We start from the raw sequence: 16,132 nt of genomic DNA, 5'->3' as shown, positions 1-16,132 counted from the left end.
TGATCCCGAACCGAAGGTCCGCGAAGGCAAAAAGTGGAACCCGGTCTTTGGTTTCTATTTCAGCGACAGCCATGTCGAGCGGAAGTCCTTCGTATTGTTGCGGTTGGGATAGGGCTGGTCTGGTATGGGAACGCCGAGATGGGCGCAGAGCGGATCCCAGCCATCGCCAAGCCTGTGGACCAGCAGGCGCTCGGCCGGCACGGTGGCGATGACCGCCTCGACATTGGCCTCGTAGGCGGCGATCGCGGCCGCGCGATCCTGCGGCTGGCCGGCGAAGACCTGCTTCGCGATCAGCGCGACGCCAAGGGAATCCGGATCCAGGCTGGTGGCGATGCCGGCGACGATCGTCTTTTCGAAACTCTCCCACCAGCTTTCGGGCGAACGCCAGGTGAGGATGACGCGGGCATCGGAATAGAAGCCGATCAGCTCCCGCCAGTAGTATGCCGACGGCCAGTCCATGCAGGAGACATAGCCGGAGAACAGCCTGTCCCAGTCGGGCGCCTCGCCCTTCGCCACGGCGCGCCACAGCCGCTTCTGCTCCTCGTTGGTGTTGACCGCGACCATGTGGTGGCAGGGGCCGAAGCCGACGATCGCCAGCGCCTCGCGCATCGAATCCGTACCGGTACGGCCGAAGCCGGTTCCTATTACCTTGATCGCCATGCCACCCCTCCCCTTGATCGAGAAGATCAGTCTCCTGCCACCACGATCCGCAGGCGGTTGCCCTCGGGATCAGCGAGGTGCAGTGCCCCATCCGTTTGCGTCGAAGGCAGGTGCGCGTCGCCGAGTCGCCGCGCGACCGCAGCGAGATCGTCGGCCGATGGAACCACCACGGTGAAATGGTCGAGGCCGGCGGCACCGGGCGGCGGCTCGCGCAGGTCGTCGCGGGCCCAGATGTTGAAGGCGACCATGTGCGGGCGCCGGGCGGTGCCGCAGTCGAACAGGCCGAACGAGCGGGACTGGATGTGCGGCCTGAAGCCGAGCACGCCGAGATAGAATGCCATCAGCGCTTCCGGCGAGCGGGCGCGCATATGGATGTGGCCGATGAGGGCATCGGCCGCCAGCATGGGTTCGACATGGCCGGAATTGCCGAGCTCGCGCAGCAAGCCCGCGATATCCAACGGCTCGAGACCGGAATGCGCGCTGCCATCCCTGGCGATCAGCGAGACGCGGCCGTCCGCGGCCTCCTCTCTCGAGGCATAGCGCTCGGGCGTGTCGAAGCAGATCTCGATACCGTTGCCGGACGGGTCGGAGACATAGAGGGATTCCGAGATCAGGTGATCCTGGGCGCTATACCTCAGGCCCGATGCCTTGAGCCGAGCGGCAACGCGCGCCAACTCCTTGCGCGTCGTTACATGCACGGCGACATGGAAGAGATCGCGCGCCTTCGGCGGCAGGACCAAATCCGCCCCGGCGTGCAGCACGATCAGCGCCTTGCCGTCGACGCCGAGTTCGACTGCTGCGCCATCGTCGCCAAGCACCGCCAGGCCGACCGCGTCGACCCAGACCGGCAAGGCCGCCGCGATATCGACGACGCGCAGATGCACCGGACCGAGATGGGTGGCGCTGGCCAGCAATTCTTCGCTCATCGACCGCAGTTCTTCGCTCATCGACCTTGTCCGGATTGCAGCCTCCGAACATTAGCTTTGAACGATATAGCTGTCTCGCGCAAAGTCATCCACCGTGCGTCCCTCTGGTCCTGCGAGGGAGGCGGGCGTATCCTGGGTCCAAGGGTCTGAAAATATCTCGCTAGGGAGATTGCGATGGCTCAGGCAACGCGTCACGACGCCTGGCAGGCCGGAGACAGCTACGACCTCTATATGGGGCGATGGAGCCGTCAGATCGCTCCCCTCTTCCTGGATTGGCTCGATCCGCCCGAGGGGCTGGATTGGCTGGAGGTGGGGTGCGGAACCGGAGCGCTGTCCGCGGCGATCCTTGCGCGTTGCAACCCCGCGAGCCTGGTCTCGATAGACCCCTCGGAGGGCTTTCTCGCCAAGGCGCGCGCCAACGTGCCTGACGGCCGTGTCGAGTTTGTCCAGGGCGATGCGCAGGCGCTGTCGGTCCAATCGGGCAGCAAGGACGTGGTCGTGTCCGCGCTGGTTCTCAACTTCATTCAAGACAAGCAGAAGGCGCTGGCGGAAATGCGGCGGGTCGCCCGCGGCGGAGCGACGATCGGATTCTATGTATGGGATTATCCCGGCGGCGGCGTGGAATTCATGCGGGCCTTCTGGACAGAAGCGAAGGCCCTCGACCCCGGTGCCAATGACCTTACCGAGGACAAACGCTTTCCATTCTGCACACCGGACGGATTGACCGACCTCGCGAGCAAGGCTGGGTTGGTTTCCGTCGACTGGACCCAGATCGAAATGCCGGCTGTGTTCAAGGACTTTGACGACTACTGGCGTCCTTTCACGCTGGGCGCAGGGCCGGCGCCGGGCTATTGCATGAGCCTCGAGCCGCACGCACGCCAGCGCCTGATGGAGAAGCTGCGCGACAGCCTGCCGCGCGGCGAGGACGGATCAATCCCCATGAAAACCAGGGCCTGGGCGGTGCGGGCCAAGGTAAGCTGACGGTTCGCTGCGCCAGACCAGGAACGATATCGCTCCCGAGCGCAAAGTTCGGGTTGACCGCTTCCAGGCACGAAGCGACTATCGGGTCTAGCCAGCCGGCGCAGACTGCAGGGAGGAAATGCAATGGACGAACCCGATCAGTGGCGTCACATGTCGAGCGCGCCACGGGACGGCAGCCGCATCCTGGTCACGGTGCGCCCAACCGAACAGGGACCGGCGGAGGTCGACATGGCCTATTGGTCGCGCGCCGACCAGTTCGGCGCCGAAGGCTGGCGCGCCTCCGACTCCTCGCCGGGACGCGTGGTCGAATATGCCGACCCGGAGCTGAAATGCTGGATGCCGCTGCCAAGGGCCAATCCGGGCCGGGCGTCGATGCCGGCGCCCTGGGAAGGCGAAGACGTGCCGCTGCTCGACGGCTCCGGCATATAAGCGGGAGCGGTCGGCGACAGCCAGGGCAACGGCATCAGGCTTGACCCTTCGGTCGTTACCTCGGCCGGCGCACCGCCCGCACCACCCCGCCGGGTCCACCGCCGCAAAAGAAGCAGTCGCTGCCGTCGGATTCGAGCCCGGACACGCCGGTGCCGGCCGGCATGTCCAGCTTCTCCAGGACCTTTCCCGTCTGCGGGTCGACGCGCCGCACGTCGCTTTGGTCGCCTTCCCAGGTGCCGTGCCACAATTCGCCGTCGACCCATGTCACGCCGGTGACGAAGCGGTTGGATTCGATGGTGCGCAGGACTACCCCTGTCTCGGGATCGATCTGGTGGATCTTGCGCTCCCGGTTCTGCCCCACCCAGAGCGTACCCTCGGCCCAGGTGAGACCGGAATCGCCGCCGCCGCCGGGCGCCGGAATGGTGGCCAGCACCTGGCCGGTGTCGGGGTCGATTTTCTGGATCCGGTCCTTGGCAAGCTGGAACAGGTGCTTGCCGTCATAGGCGGTGCCGGCATGGGCGGCGACATCGATCGAGCGCAGCGTCTCACCGCTCGCCGGGTCGAAGGCGGTCAGTTTTTCACCCGAGGCAAACCAGACATTTTTTCCGTCAAAGCTCACCCCGTGTACGGCGTCGACGCCCGGAAAGGGTCCGTATTCGCGCAGGATTTCAGCGGCTGCATGTTTCATGTCTTTGTCCTCGCCATGTCTGGTCGTACCTTCCTAGCCGTTCGGCAGCGGCGCCGGGAGTAACAAGGTGGTCGTGAATCCCGCCACCGGCGGCGTCATCCAGCGGCGCGCCCGCCCGTGCCCGAATGACTGCACCTTGCCCGTCAGGGCGAGTTGCTCCAGTGCCCTCTGCACGCTGCGCTGTCCGGCGCCAAGCGCCAGCGCCAGCGCCGAGCTTGCCCAGGATTCGCCATCGGCAAGGAAGGCCAGCACCGCAGCGTGCCGCTCCTCGATCGGCCGCGCCAGCACCAGCACCTGGCCAGCCTGGCGCGGCGCCAGCGCGAATCCTCGCTTGGTCGCGCCGATGTCGACCAGCATCCGCAGCTCGGCGCGCAGCCGGCCGATCTCGACCCGCAGCCTGGCGCGATGCGATTCATCGGCGTGCTTGCCGCCGAAAGCCCGCGCCACGAGTTCCTCTCTCGACACGTCCGCCGGCCATGCTTCGGCGAGCGCCCGCGCCAGCGCAAACAACACCGGGCGCGTTGCCAGCGAGATTGTCGTTTCGTGCTTGTGCACGAGATAGCGCAAGGCGTCTACGACCAGCGCCGGCGAAGCCTGCAACGCCTCGACCTCCTCGAGCAGCAGCGGGCGCTCGTCACCGTTGGCGATTAGTCGCGCCGCGGGCGTCTCCAACGCCAGGAAGGCACTGTCGACCTCCGCCGTCAGCCCGGCAATGCCGGCCCGGTTCGCGGCCAGCCTCGCCCACTCCAGCGCCTCGCGCGCGGCTTTCGTCCTGAGGCGCCGCATCGCGATCCCGGCGACGGCGAGCTCGTGCGCGGCCCGCGAGGCCGGCGGAAGCGGCGCCGGGTCGAGCCCGGCCAGCACGCGCTCGGCCTCGTCGAGGCGACCGATCAGCAGCAGGCGCCGCACCGTGAGGTGCCCGGCGTGCGCCGCATTCAGCCGGTCGCCATGCTTTTCCAGCGTTGCCCGCGCCGCGTCTAGCGTCTTCGCCGGCCAGCCGAGATCGCGCGAGACCAGCGCGATCTCGGCTTCGGCGACGACGCATCTGGCGCGCGCCACGGCCTCTTTCGGACCAAAGCCGCGCACCGCCCGCCGCAGCAGCAGCTTGGCGCGATCGAGATCGCCGAGCTGCGCCATGGCGATGCCGCGCAGCGCCAGGGCCGGCGCATCCTCGCGCAAGGCGACGCGGTCGAGCGCGCCGAGCGGATCACCGGCCGCCAGCGCCAGCCCTGCCGCGGTAATCAGCGAGTCCATTCAAATCCCGTCACACTTGTAACTCCCACCTTCCGGCGCAGCGCCCCTACTCTATCTCACCATCAGCAAGCAACAACACGTCGCAACGACGCGACAACAGACTGGCAAAGGAGAAGACCATGACCAAGCACACCGCAATGAAGACACCACCTGTTGTTTCGCAGCAGGAATGGGAGGCCGCGCGCAAAAAGCTGCTGGTGAAGGAGAAGGCCACGCTCCGCGCCAAGGACGCGCTGGCCGCCGAACGCCGGCGGATGCCATGGATGAGCGTGGACAAGACATATGCGTTCGAGGGGCCCGAGGGAAAGGCCAGCCTGCTCGACCTCTTCGAAGGCCGCCGTCAGCTGATCGTCTACCGCGCCTTCTTCGAGCCGGGGGTCTATGGCTGGCCCGATCACGCCTGCCGCGGCTGTTCGCTGGGCGCCGACCAGGTCGGCAACCTCGCCCATCTCAACGCCCGCGACACCACACTCGTCTACGCCTCGCGCGCCCCGCAGGCCGACATCGCGCGGCTGAAGAAGCGGATGGGCTGGGAGATGCCCTGGTACACCATCACCGACAGCTTCGATAAAGACTTCGGCGTCGACGAATGGCACGGCCACAACGTGTTCATCCGCGACGGCGAGCGCATTTTCCGCACCTACCTCATCAACAGCCGCGGCGATGAGGCGATGGGCACCGTCTGGAGCTACCTCGACGCCACGGCGCTCGGCCGCCAGGAGGTCTGGGAGGACTCGCCCGAAGGCTATCCGCAAACCCCGACCTACAAATGGTGGAACTGGCACGACAATTACGATGCCGCGCCCGACAAGAAATGGGCCGAAGTGTCTGCTGCCGGAGAGGCAGCGTTCCGGGACAACGCCTAGCAGGTGGATTTGGCAGGACGCCCGATGCCGTCGGCAAGCGGGCGCCTCCCCTGACATGTGCCAGTGGCGCAATTGCGCTCTATCAAGGGAAAGAGACCATGAGCGAGATCCATGCAGGTGCCGGCGACGCGATCCCCGGTGAACGAGCAAACGCCCTTGGCACCGCCGACAGGCTGTGCCTCGCCGCGGCACCGACCTTTGCGCTGATGGCGCTGCTCACCTGCGTTCAGGGTAGCGATGCGGCCATGCTGTGCATGGACGCGAATGCCTCGCCGCTCACCGGAATGCCGGCGATGTATCTATTGATGAGCGCCTTCCACCTGGCGCCCTGGCTGCGGGTGATTTCCGGCCGGCAGGCACGCCCGGGCCGGGAATGACCGATCTCAGCCATTTGAACCCTTTTGATCGCTGACAAGCAGACCCATCACGAAACAGGAGACAGTCATGACCAACCGCAATTTCACCACCGCCTTCACGGTGGACCAGACTCCGGAAGCAGCCTTCGCGGCCATCAACAATGTCCGCGGATGGTGGTCGGAAGAAATCCAAGGCCGAACCGACAAATCCGGGGAAGACTTCGACTATCACTATAGCGATCTCCACCGCTGCAAGATCAAGGTGACGGAGCTCGTCCCCGGCAAGAAGGTCGCCTGGCGCGTGCTGGACAATTATTTCAGTTTTACCGAGGACAAGACCGAATGGACGGGCACGGAGATGATCTTCGATATCTCCGGCAAGGACGGCAAGACCGAGGTCCGCTTCACCCACCAGGGCCTGGTTCCGGACTATGAGTGCTACGACGCCTGCTCCGACGGATGGCGCACCTATATCAACGGCAGTCTGCGCAGCCTGATTGCATCAGGCAAAGGGCAGCCCAATGTCGGGGATCCCATGACCGACAGCGAACGGACGCTTGTTGCTTAGATACCTCAGTTCGGCTCCGCCCGGGCACCCGGGCGTAGCGCCTGACCAGCGTCGGATGCAGACGCGACCTGGCGATGCTTCATGCGCCAAGCCAGCGCCAGGCGGAGATGTCCGGCAGGACAGAGAGGAGTGCGAAGGATCGCCCCCCTCGGCTTGGCAGCCCAGGGTGAGATCGGGCGACCCACGGAGGAGCGGCACCCCTCTCTGCCCTGCTGGGCATCCTTCCCATGCAGGGAAGATCACGCGCTCAGCCGACCTCCACCAGCACGGCGCCGGCCTCGACCTTTGCCGGATAGGTGCGGAGCTTGATACAGGGCGGCAGGCGCTTGGCTTCGCCGGTGCGGTAGTCGAAGGCGCCGGAATGTTTCGGGCATTCGATCTCGTAGTCCATGACCAGACCGTCGGCGATGTGGACGGCTTCGTGCGTGCACAGGCCGTCGGTGCAGAACACCTCGTCATCCGGCGAGCGGAAGACAGCGTAGGTGCGGCCCTCATGATCGAAGCGGCGCGCGCCTTCCTGTTCGATGTCGTCGAGGCCGCAGGCCCTGATCCAGCTGGTCATTTTCTCTCTGGTCAATTCCGATCGGACCTCCGGAGCGGACACGATGGCCGCCCCGGAGGCCCCAGTCTTGGGACTATTGTTGTTGCGCGTGATCTTTTCCGAAACCGGTTCCCACCTTTTGCTTCGCTGACCTTTCGGTTCGGGATCATGCTTAGTTCTTGTTGAGGTACTCAGCCGCGTTCGCCGGCGTCACCAGCTCGAATGGCACGTAGACAACGCGGTCGACCTTCTCGCCCTTGGCCAGCGCAAGGGCCGCGTCGACACCGCCACCGCCCTGCCCTTTGGCGTTCTGGAACACGGTGACCGAAAGATCGCCGGCCTTCATCGCCTGCAACCCGTCCTGGGTGGCGTCGATGCCGCCGACGACGACGTTCTTCATGTCGACGCCATTGGCCTTCAGCGCCAGGATGGCGCCGATGGCGGATTCGTCATTGTTGGCGATGACGGCGTCCGGCGCGCCACCGGCGGTCAGCCAGTTGGTCATCAGATTCTGCGCATTGTCGCGCGACCATTCGGACGACTGCTTGTCGACGATCTTGATGAAGTTGCACATGTCGGTGCCGAAGATCTGCTCGACATCCTTGGTCCGCTGCAGAGCCGCCTGGTGAACCAGGCTGCCCATGACGATGTAGGCGTTGGCACCTGCCGACTTGCCTTTGGCGCGCAGTATCTTGCACACCTCGAACGCTTCCAGCGTGCCTGACTCCACCTCGTTGGAGCCGACATAGACCTGTTTCTCCGGCAGGTTCGCCATGTCTGACGGTTCGAGGTTGACGAAGACCAGTGGGATACCGGCCTTGGCAGCTTCCTCGCTGAGCGTCCTTGACGCATTGGTGTCGACCAGCGTGACGATGATGGCGTCGACGCCGCTGGCGATGAAGTTCTTCACCTGGTCGAGCTGCTTGGCGACGTCGTTCTGCGCGTCCTCGACCTGGATGCCGGCGCCCTTCTCCTTGGCGCGGGCCTGCATGCCATCCCTTAGCAACGTCTGAAAATTGTTGTCGAAGTTGACGATGCTGACGCCGATTTTTGCAGCCATCGCATTGGTCGACATCAAGGCCGCCAACGCGGTCGAAATGAAAAGTTTCTTCACGGTTTTCCTCCCTTGCGGATGGAGTGCCGGTTCACTCCTCCTTTGACTTCCGGCCCTTGCGGGATGGCTTGCGAGGACGGCCGGAACCGCCTCGCCTGGCTGTCTGGTCGGGCTTTCACTGGGCGGCGTTGGCGCGCGCCTTCTTCTTCTCGTAGCGGGCCTGCATGCGGGCTTCGCCTTCCTTGCCGCCGTCGTGGAAAGTGCCCAACCATCGGTCGAACGGGATGAGCCCGTCGCCGTAGTTCACTTCGAAATATTTGTGATGGAGGTAATGGATGTAGGCGTGGCTATCGATGCTGGTGTCTTCGCCGAGCTCGACCTTGTCGAAGCCGACATGGCCGGGGATAGCGCCGAAGCCGGCATAGTGGAGCTGGTAGAGCGCGAGCAGCGGGTTCGACGGGATGATCAGGTGCCAGAATGCAACGCCGAGATAGCCGAACTGCTCGACGGGGTGCATCGACAGCGACGACCACGGCGACGGGTTGACGGAGTTGTGGTGCACCGAATGCACCCATTTGTAGAGTGGCGGCCAGTGGATCGCCCGATGCAGCAGGAAGAAATGCGTCTCGTGGATCACCGGGGCGATGAGCACCAGGCAGAACAGATAGACGGGATGCTCGGCGAAGGTCAGCCACGGCACGTAGCCATTGGCGTAGGCGTAGAGGATCAAGACCTCGATCGCCGTCCAGATCGGCATGCCGGTGCCAAAAGTGCGCAGCATATTGTCGAGGTTCTGGCTCTCGAAGAAGAACGCCTTGCTCTTCTGCTCCGACGGCCATTTGCCGTTGTATTTGAAGCGATTGCCCTGGGTTCTCAAGATGTAGAGTCGGAGCTCGAAGGCGCCGAAAAACAGAAGCAGCGCCGCGCAATTGACGAGGAACAGTTTTACGATCCAGCCGACGGACAGCGTCTTCATCACCTCGACGTCGGGCAGCACGTAGTGCCACCACGCGACCGCCGAGAGCGCGAACAGCAGATTGTAGGGCAGGAAATAGTGCGGCAGCCATCTCAGCAGCGCCAGCGGGCGCGGCGGGAAGGTGAACAGCGGCGCGGTGCCGGCCGGCTCGTTCGGAGCCCAGTCGCCCCGCTTGTTGCGCGTGCCGTATTTCAGGTCGTCCATTCTAATCTCACAGGGATTGGGAAAGGGTCAAAAAACGGTCGTAGGCGGCATCGTCCATGTCGACCTGGTGCGTCGCTTCGGGGTAGCTGCCCGCGGCCACGTCGCAGCCGAAGGCGCGGAAGGCGGCGATGCGTTTTTCCTGCAGCTCCGCCTCCAGTGTGACGAAGTCGGCGTAGCGCTTGGCATGGCGCGGATAGTGGCCGGTGTGTGTGCCCAGCACGTCGCTGGAAAACAGGTATTGCGTGTCGCACGCCGAGCCGCAGCCCATGCCCATGGTGATCAGCGGCGTGGCGCGGGTGACGTGATCGGCTAGCCTGACAGGCACCACCTCGACCTCGATGCAGGCCGCACCCGCATTCTCCAGATCCTTGACGGCGCGCAGCACCTTGAAGGCCTCTTCGGCGGTCCTGCCCACGGCACGGAAATTGGTCCAGGTGGCGCGGTTAGGCACCAGGCCGACATGGCCGGTGACGGGAATGCCTTCGGCCGCCATGGCCTCGATGAAGCGCGGCGAGTGCGAGCAATAGACGGCATCGGCGCCGCGCTTCGTCATGGCGAAGCCGTGCCGGACCGCCTCGTCCGGCGAAGCGACCGCGCCATGCGGCATGCCGACGGAGAGGAAGGCGAAGGGTGCCGTCTGGCGGATCAATTCGAGATTGTGGTCGGGCTCGCAGGAGAGGATGGTGATGTCGCAGGCAACCGCCGCCGCCGCCTCGGCCGGCGTGTCGACATGCAGTTGCAGCCATTTGCGGCTGCCCTTCCGGCTTTGCAGATCACTGACCGTCAGCCGTCTCGTCACTGTGCATCCTCCCGTTTGAGAGAGGGGATAACACCGGGCCCGGCGGGGCGCCGCTTGTTCCTTGATCAAATCAGATCAAAGGTTCTCGGCGGTGAAGGTGACGAAGCGGATCGGCGGGTTTTCGACAGGCAGGTCGTGCAGGTTGAGCCTTGCCAGCACGAGGTCGATGGCGCGCCTGGCCTGCGCCTCTGGCGCCTGGTCGAGCACGACATCCATGGTGCCCTGGCGAAGTGCGGCGGCACTGCGCTCGGTGAGCTCGTGGCCAACGAAGAACACTTCGCGCCCTCTGGCGTGGCGGCGCAAGACATCGTTGAGCGCCGAATTGGCCCCGCCGGCATTGTAGAGGCCGGCAAGGTCGGGCCAGCGCTTCAGCGCCTCGTGCAGTTGTTCGGCGTTGCGGTCGCCGTCGTCATAACCGAACAGCGCGGCGACTGGTTCAAAATCACCGCCGCCGACCTCGATCAGATAATCGAAGAAGCCGCGCACGCGGTCCTGGTGGACGCGGTAGATCTGGCTGTGGCAGATCGCCGCCACCTTGCCCGGCCGCCGTTGCATGCGCGCCATCAACAGGCCAGCCATGCGGCCCGCCGCATAATTGTCGATGCCTACATAGGCGCTGCTGGTGCCGGTGATCTGGGTGACGATCTGCACCGTCGGGATCTTCTCGCCTTCGAGTTTGCGCAAAGCCGCACCGACCAGCGGATGGTCGGGAACCGCGAGGATAAGGCCGGCGCGGCGCATATCGAGATCGAGAATGCGCCTGGCGATGGCCGCCGGGTCTGCCTCGTCAAGAAAGGTGCGGTGGACGGCAATCGTGCGGTCGAGCGTGGCGGCGATGCGCTCGAATGCACGGGAAAGACGGGCGAAGAAGGTCGCGTCCGGTCGCACCAGGATGACCTCGATGCGGATGACGCCGCGATGCGCCTCGGGGAGCCGGCGCGGATAGTCGAGCGAACGCGCCGCGGCGACGACCTTCTCGACAGTGGCGGGCCGCACCCCGCCCCTCCCGTTCAGCACGCGCTCGACGGTTGCGGTGCCGACGCCGGCGCGGCGGGCGATCTCGAGGAACGTGGGCTTTGGAATGATGACGCTCCGCGGTGACGATGCCGGAGCCTAGACAGCGGCGGAGGGTTTTCCAAGGCGGGTAAAACAGCCAATCTCCTCCCTCGAGGGAGGAGATTGGCGCTTCGGCGCGGGCGCCCGCCCTCAGTGCACTTCCGCGACAACCGTCCCCGAGACCGGGTCCGTGACGCCGAGATTGCCGCCGAGGTCTTCCAGCATATCGCGGAATGTATCGAGAAGGCCGATCATCGATGGCCGCGCGGCGGCGAGGCTGTCCATGTCGTTCCACTCGCCGACAAAGCAGAATGTTCCCTCGCCGGTCTTGATCAGGGCGCCCTTGCGAAAGCCGGCAGCGTTGAGCGCGATTTTCTCATGCGCTTCGACGAAAGCCTTTTCCTTGCCTGGCTTGGTGCGAAAACGGACGACATTGTAGGCGGTCATAACTTCCTCCCATCGGTTCAAGTCATGTGCTCCGGTCCTCATGGAACCGAAAGCTGCTCTAACCATCTGTTTTTCCATTTTTATGCGAACACCCGAAAATAGCATTCGGCTGCAGAATACTCTAGGGACGAGCACGACTGGCAAACGGCGGAATCCTGAGCCAGGCCTCACGGCCAGGCGCGCACCATTGCGTTCGTCGAAAGCCAGGCCATCAACGGCAGCGCCAGCAGGAGCGCCAGCCGCAGCCCCGCCGATCGTGCCTCACCCAGGTCGGCACGCCGGAGCCGTCGCCAAGTCTGCATGGCTGCCACAAGGGCGAACAGCGCGTAGAGGCCGGCCAGGGCCCAAACGATTTGCACGCCTGTTACCGGGACGCCGGCCTGTTTCAGCGCGTCGCCGATGGCCGCGCCAGGTATTGCCACGAAGAAGGCTACTGTGACCCCGAACAGGAAGCCGATCATCGAACCCGGAAACGCTGTCGCCGACAGGGCGACTGCCGCGGCCAGCAAGATGAGCAAGGCTATGAAGGTTCGGTGGGTCACCTGCTTGCGCCCCTGATGGACCGGGGTGTGAATAGCATCAAAGACTTAGAAATCCGTTCCCGCTCCTTGCCGCCCTTCGCCGACCAGGGCCCAATTGACGATTCATTGGAAAGGGCGCTCAATGGCTTGAGTAGGTAGATCGCAGCAAGCCGGGCGATTTCGACCCGCCGGCGTCACCACGGGAGGATGCCAATGCCAACAATTATCGGCCATCACAACATCACAAAAGACACCCAGCACTGGCTCACATCGCCGAAGCGCAAGGAGCTGTTCGGCACGCTCGGGATCACCAACATCCGGACCTTCGTCGATCCGCAAAACCCGAAGCGGGTGGCGGTGATGATGGACGTTCCGGACATGGATGCCATGGCGGCGATGATGCAGAGCAAGGCAGCCGCCGACGCGATGGAATTCGATGGCGTGGTGCCGGAGTCGCTGGTGATCCTGGTGGAAGAGGAGGGGTAGCCGCTTCCGGCTTCTTCAAAGTTTGCACGATTTGCAGCGACGCCGGCCGGCGAGAGCGGTTGCGCCGGTATTTGGCGTTGCGCGCCAAAGGATATCGACTTTGGCGCAATGAACGCGCGCCATGCCTCAGCGCCCGGCTTTCGCCCGCATCCTCTTTAATTGTCGCGAAATCTAAGCCTTTTGGAGAGCTAGTGCCCTTATACAGAAACGCTAAAGTAAACGTGTTGAAAATGAGGGTTTTAACATGGCAACGGAAAGCCCAAAACGTTCGGAGCCCGAGAGTCTAGTTTCAGAAGCTCAGGCGCGCCGCGATTTTCTCAAGAAGGCCGGACGCTTCGCGGCAGTGACACCGCCGTCCGTAACGCTCCTGCTCGGCACAAGCCTGAGCTCGGCGGCGATCGCCAAATCAGGCGGATCGCGTCCTGGCAATGGTGGATCGCGTCCGGGCAATGGATGGGGGGACAAGAACCACATCCACCGCGGCCCTCCCGGTCAAGCCCGGAAGGTCGAACGAGGTCACTCCGACAACTCCGGCGGCGGGTCCCACGGGGGTTCGAGGTCCGGCGATCCTAACTAGCAGGGTACTGGCCATTCATTTGATGGCCCGGACTGCTGCGGCCTCGCCTTCTCCCCTTGTGGAGAAGGGTGAGCCCAGCTCAACCGCCTCACCCCTTCCCCGGTCCGAACCGCAGTCCATCCATCAGCGGCTTGACCAGACGGCGCGAGCGGTCGCGCCAGTCCTGTCGGGTGCGGGATCCATGCCCGCGCCTGGTGGCGATGCCGTCGACGAAGCGCTGCGTCCGCGGCGCGGGAAGAGGATGCTTCCGATCCGCGCTGCAAGCGCCCGCAGGCGGCTTGCGGTTTCCGTGAGATCGATCCCGGCGGGTCTCGTTTCCCGGCAGGCCCGTTGTTTTTCAACATAGCGCGCAAGTTCGATGTCGTGGCGTTGTGGCAGGGGCTCGTGACGCCAATACTCGTTCCGGCGGAGATCGCCATGCCAGATGGGCCATTCGACTGTGTTCGGGGGCAGCATGGCATCGCTCCTTGGCTGATCGTATCGACCAACTGTCGTCTGCGGCCGTGATGAAGGCGGTGAAGCCAGCGTGATGGAATCGTGAAAAACAGCGCTGCGGGCAGATCGCGGTTGAATAAAAGGCCGCTACACGAAAGAATTGCCGCCGAGCCATGGCTGGGGCGGAATCCAATGACGGGGCCTCATCTTCATCTGCTGGGTGGTTTCGACTTTGCCGGTGTCGGGGCCGCGGTCCCGGTCTTCAGCCGCAAGGCGCGCGCCATGGTGGCTTACCTCGCGCTGCAATCCGGGCATTCGCAATCACGCGAGAAGCTCGCGACCCTGCTCTGGGGCGTCAACAGCGAGACCCAGGCCCGAATGAGCCTCAGGCAGGCAGTGTCTTCCGTCAGGAAGGCCATGCACGCATCCGGCGGGCGCTTCATGACGGACGGCGACAATGTCGCCCTCCATCTCGATGGCCTTGATTTCGACGTCGCGCGGTTCGAGGCGCTGGCCGCCCGTCCGGCGCTTGAAGACCTCGAACAGGCGCTTCTCGTCTACCGCGGCGACCTGCTCGACGGCTTCGGCCTGAAGGCGGAGCCTTTTGAGGACTGGCTGCGGATCGAACGCGAGCGCCTGCGGGCTATGGCCGTCGCGGCGCTGGACAGGCTCGTCGCGCATTACTCCGCGACCAACGATCCTGCCTCATGCGTACGCGCCGCAACACGGCTTCTCGCCATGGAGCCGCTGAGAGAGGACATCCACCGCGCCCTGATGCGCGCCTATGCGGCCCAGGGCCGGATCAACCTCGCGCTGAAGCAATATGAGCATTGCCGCGATGCGCTGCAGCGCGAACTCAAGCTCCAGCCCGAGCCGGAAACCCGGCACCTCCACGAAGAGCTGCGCACGCGCCGCATGACGCCGCAAGCTACCTCCCGGATGGCCGCCTCGGCGCCGCTGCCACCGTCGCCAGCCCATGCCGGCGAGCGCTCGTTCGGCGGCGATCCCTCGCGCCCGCCGACCCACTATGTCAAATCGGCCGGGATCAACATCGCTTATCAGGTGACCGGCGACGGGCCGATCGACATGATCTATGTGCCGGGATGGGTCTCCAACCTCGACCATGCCTGGCAATCACCGCGGCTTTCGCATGTGCTGCAGCGTCTCGGCACCTTCTCGCGCCTAATCGGCATGGACAAGCGCGGCACCGGGCTGTCCGACCGCAATGTCGGTCTGCCGGCGCTGGAAGAGCGGATCGAAGACGTGCGGGCGGTGCTCGATGCGGTCGGTTCGAAGCGCACGGTTCTGTTCGGCAGCTCCGAGGGCGGCCCGATGTGCATGCTGTTCGCGGCGACCTATCCCGAGCGCACGGCGGCTCTCGTGCTCAACGGAGCCTATGCCAGCGGCAGATGGTCGAAAGACTATCCTTGGGCGAAGACAAGCGAGCAGGTGGAAGAAGATCTGGCCGTCGTCGAGAGAGACTGGGGAGCGGCGGCGGATATGAGCAACGCGGCACCCAGCCTGATGAGCGACACGTTCGAGAGGGAATGGTTCGCCGCCTATCTCAGGAATTCGGCCTCGCCCGCCGACGCGATCGCGCTCTGGCGCTGGGGGACCGAAATCGACGTTCGCGACATTCTGCCTGCCATCCATGTTCCGACGCTGATCGTGCAGACGACGGGCGACCGCTGGGTAAAGCGGGAAGAAGGACGCTACCTGGCGACGCATATCGAGGGCGCCAGGTATGTCGAGCTTGCCGGCCGGGACCACGTCATTTGGGGCGAGAATTCCGATCGCCTCGTCGACGAGATCCAGGCTTTCGTCACCGGCGCCTTGCCGGCGGCGCCGGGCGAACGGATCCTGGTGTCGGTGCTGTCCGTGGCGATCGAGGGTGCCGGCGCGGATCCGATCGAGCGGCATGCCGAGGATATTCTGGCCGAACTGCTGGTTACCGAAGGCAGGCAGATCAGGCGCTCCGCAAGCGGATTTCTCGCCGTGTTCCAGCGGCCGACGCGGTCGATCCAGTGCGCGATCGCGATCCGTCATCGCCTGAGGCAATCCGGTCTCGACGTCCGCGCCGCAATCCACACCGGCGAATGCGAGGAGCGAGGCGATGATTTTTCCGGCATCGCGATCGACCTGTCATCGCAGCTGCTCGACCATGCGCGGCCGGGCGAGATCATCGCGTCGCGAACCGTGCGCGATCTCGTGGTCGGCTCCGGCCTGACATTCGAGGAGCACGGTGAGATGGAAGCCAGCGGCCTGCCCGGCGTGCTTCAGTTCTTCAAAGTCGACGGCGGATGATCTC

At 64.6% G+C, this 16,132-nt stretch carries 19 protein-coding genes; 8 read left to right on the top strand and 11 right to left on the bottom strand.

What is annotated here, in order from left to right:
- Nucleotides 1-54 precede the first annotated feature (54 nt).
- Together ACSQ3Z_RS26145 and ACSQ3Z_RS26140 are read right to left on the bottom strand one after the other, a co-directional pair.
- The gene (locus tag ACSQ3Z_RS26145; RefSeq protein ID WP_436174189.1) at nucleotides 55-660 is read right to left on the bottom strand and encodes a sulfotransferase family protein; all 606 of its coding nucleotides are present in this window, start codon (nucleotides 658-660) and stop codon (nucleotides 55-57) included.
- A 26-nt stretch (nucleotides 661-686) separates the two neighbouring features.
- Entirely contained in the window at nucleotides 687-1,607 is a 921-nt protein-coding gene (locus tag ACSQ3Z_RS26140; RefSeq protein ID WP_436174188.1) for a VOC family protein, read from the bottom strand.
- A 153-nt stretch (nucleotides 1,608-1,760) separates the two neighbouring features.
- Between ACSQ3Z_RS26140 and ACSQ3Z_RS26135 the strand changes: the two genes are divergently transcribed.
- Together ACSQ3Z_RS26135 and ACSQ3Z_RS26130 are read left to right on the top strand one after the other, a co-directional pair.
- Nucleotides 1,761-2,567 (top strand): class I SAM-dependent methyltransferase, encoded by an 807-nt coding sequence (locus ACSQ3Z_RS26135; protein ID WP_436174187.1) that lies wholly within the window; start codon nucleotides 1,761-1,763, stop codon nucleotides 2,565-2,567.
- Nucleotides 2,568-2,690: 123 nt separating this feature from the next.
- On the top strand, nucleotides 2,691-2,996 hold the full coding sequence (locus ACSQ3Z_RS26130; protein WP_436174186.1) for a hypothetical protein: 306 nt from the start codon (nucleotides 2,691-2,693) through the stop codon (nucleotides 2,994-2,996).
- A 55-nt stretch (nucleotides 2,997-3,051) separates the two neighbouring features.
- On the opposite strand, the gene ACSQ3Z_RS26125 is transcribed toward ACSQ3Z_RS26130, so the two are convergent.
- The gene (locus ACSQ3Z_RS26125) at nucleotides 3,052-3,684 is read right to left on the bottom strand and encodes a Vgb family protein (protein WP_436174185.1); all 633 of its coding nucleotides are present in this window, start codon (nucleotides 3,682-3,684) and stop codon (nucleotides 3,052-3,054) included.
- A 33-nt stretch (nucleotides 3,685-3,717) separates the two neighbouring features.
- Nucleotides 3,718-4,938: a helix-turn-helix domain-containing protein gene (locus ACSQ3Z_RS26120; protein WP_436174184.1), complete on the bottom strand. Its 1,221-nt coding sequence runs from the start codon at nucleotides 4,936-4,938 to the stop codon at nucleotides 3,718-3,720.
- Between the two features lie 119 nt (nucleotides 4,939-5,057).
- Here ACSQ3Z_RS26120 and ACSQ3Z_RS26115 point away from each other — a divergent pair, with 119 nt between their 5' ends.
- The 3 genes from ACSQ3Z_RS26115 (at nucleotide 5,058) to ACSQ3Z_RS26105 (ending at nucleotide 6,728) form a co-directional block, all read left to right on the top strand.
- Nucleotides 5,058-5,804, top strand: coding sequence for a DUF899 domain-containing protein (locus tag ACSQ3Z_RS26115; protein ID WP_436174183.1), 747 nt, complete (start codon nucleotides 5,058-5,060; stop codon nucleotides 5,802-5,804).
- Between the two features lie 98 nt (nucleotides 5,805-5,902).
- Nucleotides 5,903-6,181, top strand: coding sequence for a hypothetical protein (locus ACSQ3Z_RS26110; protein ID WP_436174182.1), 279 nt, complete (start codon nucleotides 5,903-5,905; stop codon nucleotides 6,179-6,181).
- 67 nt (nucleotides 6,182-6,248) lie between these two features.
- The gene (locus tag ACSQ3Z_RS26105) at nucleotides 6,249-6,728 is read left to right on the top strand and encodes an SRPBCC family protein (protein WP_436174181.1); all 480 of its coding nucleotides are present in this window, start codon (nucleotides 6,249-6,251) and stop codon (nucleotides 6,726-6,728) included.
- Nucleotides 6,729-6,975: 247 nt separating this feature from the next.
- Here ACSQ3Z_RS26105 and ACSQ3Z_RS26100 read toward each other — a convergent pair whose 3' ends face one another.
- The 7 genes from ACSQ3Z_RS26100 to ACSQ3Z_RS26070 form a co-directional block, all read right to left on the bottom strand.
- On the bottom strand, nucleotides 6,976-7,290 hold the full coding sequence (locus ACSQ3Z_RS26100; protein ID WP_436174180.1) for a MocE family 2Fe-2S type ferredoxin: 315 nt from the start codon (nucleotides 7,288-7,290) through the stop codon (nucleotides 6,976-6,978).
- 151 nt (nucleotides 7,291-7,441) lie between these two features.
- Entirely contained in the window at nucleotides 7,442-8,383 is a 942-nt protein-coding gene (locus tag ACSQ3Z_RS26095; RefSeq protein WP_436174179.1) for a sugar ABC transporter substrate-binding protein, read from the bottom strand.
- Between the two features lie 115 nt (nucleotides 8,384-8,498).
- Nucleotides 8,499-9,503 (bottom strand): sterol desaturase family protein, encoded by a 1,005-nt coding sequence (locus tag ACSQ3Z_RS26090; RefSeq protein WP_436174178.1) that lies wholly within the window; start codon nucleotides 9,501-9,503, stop codon nucleotides 8,499-8,501.
- Nucleotides 9,504-9,510: 7 nt separating this feature from the next.
- Nucleotides 9,511-10,302 carry a 3-methyl-2-oxobutanoate hydroxymethyltransferase gene (locus ACSQ3Z_RS26085; RefSeq protein ID WP_436174177.1) on the bottom strand — a complete coding sequence of 264 codons (792 nt, stop codon included), beginning with the start codon at nucleotides 10,300-10,302 and terminating at the stop codon, nucleotides 9,511-9,513.
- 75 nt (nucleotides 10,303-10,377) lie between these two features.
- On the bottom strand, nucleotides 10,378-11,385 hold the full coding sequence (locus ACSQ3Z_RS26080) for a LacI family DNA-binding transcriptional regulator (RefSeq protein ID WP_436175144.1): 1,008 nt from the start codon (nucleotides 11,383-11,385) through the stop codon (nucleotides 10,378-10,380).
- A gap of 123 nt (nucleotides 11,386-11,508) precedes the next feature.
- Complete coding sequence (locus ACSQ3Z_RS26075; protein ID WP_436174176.1) at nucleotides 11,509-11,805, bottom strand: putative quinol monooxygenase; 297 nt, start codon at nucleotides 11,803-11,805, stop codon at nucleotides 11,509-11,511.
- Nucleotides 11,806-11,972: 167 nt separating this feature from the next.
- Nucleotides 11,973-12,347 (bottom strand): hypothetical protein, encoded by a 375-nt coding sequence (locus ACSQ3Z_RS26070; protein ID WP_436174175.1) that lies wholly within the window; start codon nucleotides 12,345-12,347, stop codon nucleotides 11,973-11,975.
- Nucleotides 12,348-12,539: 192 nt separating this feature from the next.
- Between ACSQ3Z_RS26070 and ACSQ3Z_RS26065 the strand changes: the two genes are divergently transcribed.
- From ACSQ3Z_RS26065 to ACSQ3Z_RS26055, 3 genes are all read left to right on the top strand, one after another.
- Nucleotides 12,540-12,812 (top strand): hypothetical protein, encoded by a 273-nt coding sequence (locus ACSQ3Z_RS26065; protein ID WP_436174174.1) that lies wholly within the window; start codon nucleotides 12,540-12,542, stop codon nucleotides 12,810-12,812.
- Between the two features lie 244 nt (nucleotides 12,813-13,056).
- Nucleotides 13,057-13,389 (top strand): hypothetical protein, encoded by a 333-nt coding sequence (locus tag ACSQ3Z_RS26060; protein WP_436174173.1) that lies wholly within the window; start codon nucleotides 13,057-13,059, stop codon nucleotides 13,387-13,389.
- 627 nt (nucleotides 13,390-14,016) lie between these two features.
- Nucleotides 14,017-16,128 carry an alpha/beta fold hydrolase gene (locus ACSQ3Z_RS26055; RefSeq protein WP_436174172.1) on the top strand — a complete coding sequence of 704 codons (2,112 nt, stop codon included), beginning with the start codon at nucleotides 14,017-14,019 and terminating at the stop codon, nucleotides 16,126-16,128.
- Nucleotides 16,129-16,132 lie beyond the last annotated feature (4 nt).

This window comes from Mesorhizobium sp. LjNodule214 (assembly GCF_964252735.1).
In the GTDB taxonomy this organism is placed as follows: domain Bacteria; phylum Pseudomonadota; class Alphaproteobacteria; order Rhizobiales; family Rhizobiaceae; genus Mesorhizobium.
The sequence above is the reverse complement of the archived record's forward strand: the minus strand, read 5'-3'. Positions and strand labels throughout refer to the sequence as shown.

Bases quoted from the DNA above. Each gene is read 5' to 3' on its own strand.
- ACSQ3Z_RS26125 (WP_436174185.1), bottom strand. From the start codon at position 3,684: ATGAAACATGCAGCCGCTGAAATCCTGCGCGAATACGGACCCTTTCCG.
- ACSQ3Z_RS26060 (WP_436174173.1), top strand. From the start codon at position 13,057: ATGGCAACGGAAAGCCCAAAACGTTCGGAGCCCGAGAGTCTAGTTTCA.
- ACSQ3Z_RS26130 (WP_436174186.1), top strand. From the start codon at position 2,691: ATGGACGAACCCGATCAGTGGCGTCACATGTCGAGCGCGCCACGGGAC.
- ACSQ3Z_RS26115 (WP_436174183.1), top strand. From the start codon at position 5,058: ATGACCAAGCACACCGCAATGAAGACACCACCTGTTGTTTCGCAGCAG.
- ACSQ3Z_RS26105 (WP_436174181.1), top strand. From the start codon at position 6,249: ATGACCAACCGCAATTTCACCACCGCCTTCACGGTGGACCAGACTCCG.
- ACSQ3Z_RS26090 (WP_436174178.1), bottom strand. From the start codon at position 9,503: ATGGACGACCTGAAATACGGCACGCGCAACAAGCGGGGCGACTGGGCT.
- ACSQ3Z_RS26145 (WP_436174189.1), bottom strand. From the start codon at position 660: ATGGCGATCAAGGTAATAGGAACCGGCTTCGGCCGTACCGGTACGGAT.
- ACSQ3Z_RS26075 (WP_436174176.1), bottom strand. From the start codon at position 11,805: ATGACCGCCTACAATGTCGTCCGTTTTCGCACCAAGCCAGGCAAGGAA.
- ACSQ3Z_RS26120 (WP_436174184.1), bottom strand. From the start codon at position 4,938: ATGGACTCGCTGATTACCGCGGCAGGGCTGGCGCTGGCGGCCGGTGAT.
- ACSQ3Z_RS26065 (WP_436174174.1), top strand. From the start codon at position 12,540: ATGCCAACAATTATCGGCCATCACAACATCACAAAAGACACCCAGCAC.
- ACSQ3Z_RS26135 (WP_436174187.1), top strand. From the start codon at position 1,761: ATGGCTCAGGCAACGCGTCACGACGCCTGGCAGGCCGGAGACAGCTAC.
- ACSQ3Z_RS26055 (WP_436174172.1), top strand. From the start codon at position 14,017: ATGACGGGGCCTCATCTTCATCTGCTGGGTGGTTTCGACTTTGCCGGT.
- ACSQ3Z_RS26140 (WP_436174188.1), bottom strand. From the start codon at position 1,607: ATGAGCGAAGAACTGCGGTCGATGAGCGAAGAATTGCTGGCCAGCGCC.
- ACSQ3Z_RS26110 (WP_436174182.1), top strand. From the start codon at position 5,903: ATGAGCGAGATCCATGCAGGTGCCGGCGACGCGATCCCCGGTGAACGA.
- ACSQ3Z_RS26100 (WP_436174180.1), bottom strand. From the start codon at position 7,290: ATGACCAGCTGGATCAGGGCCTGCGGCCTCGACGACATCGAACAGGAA.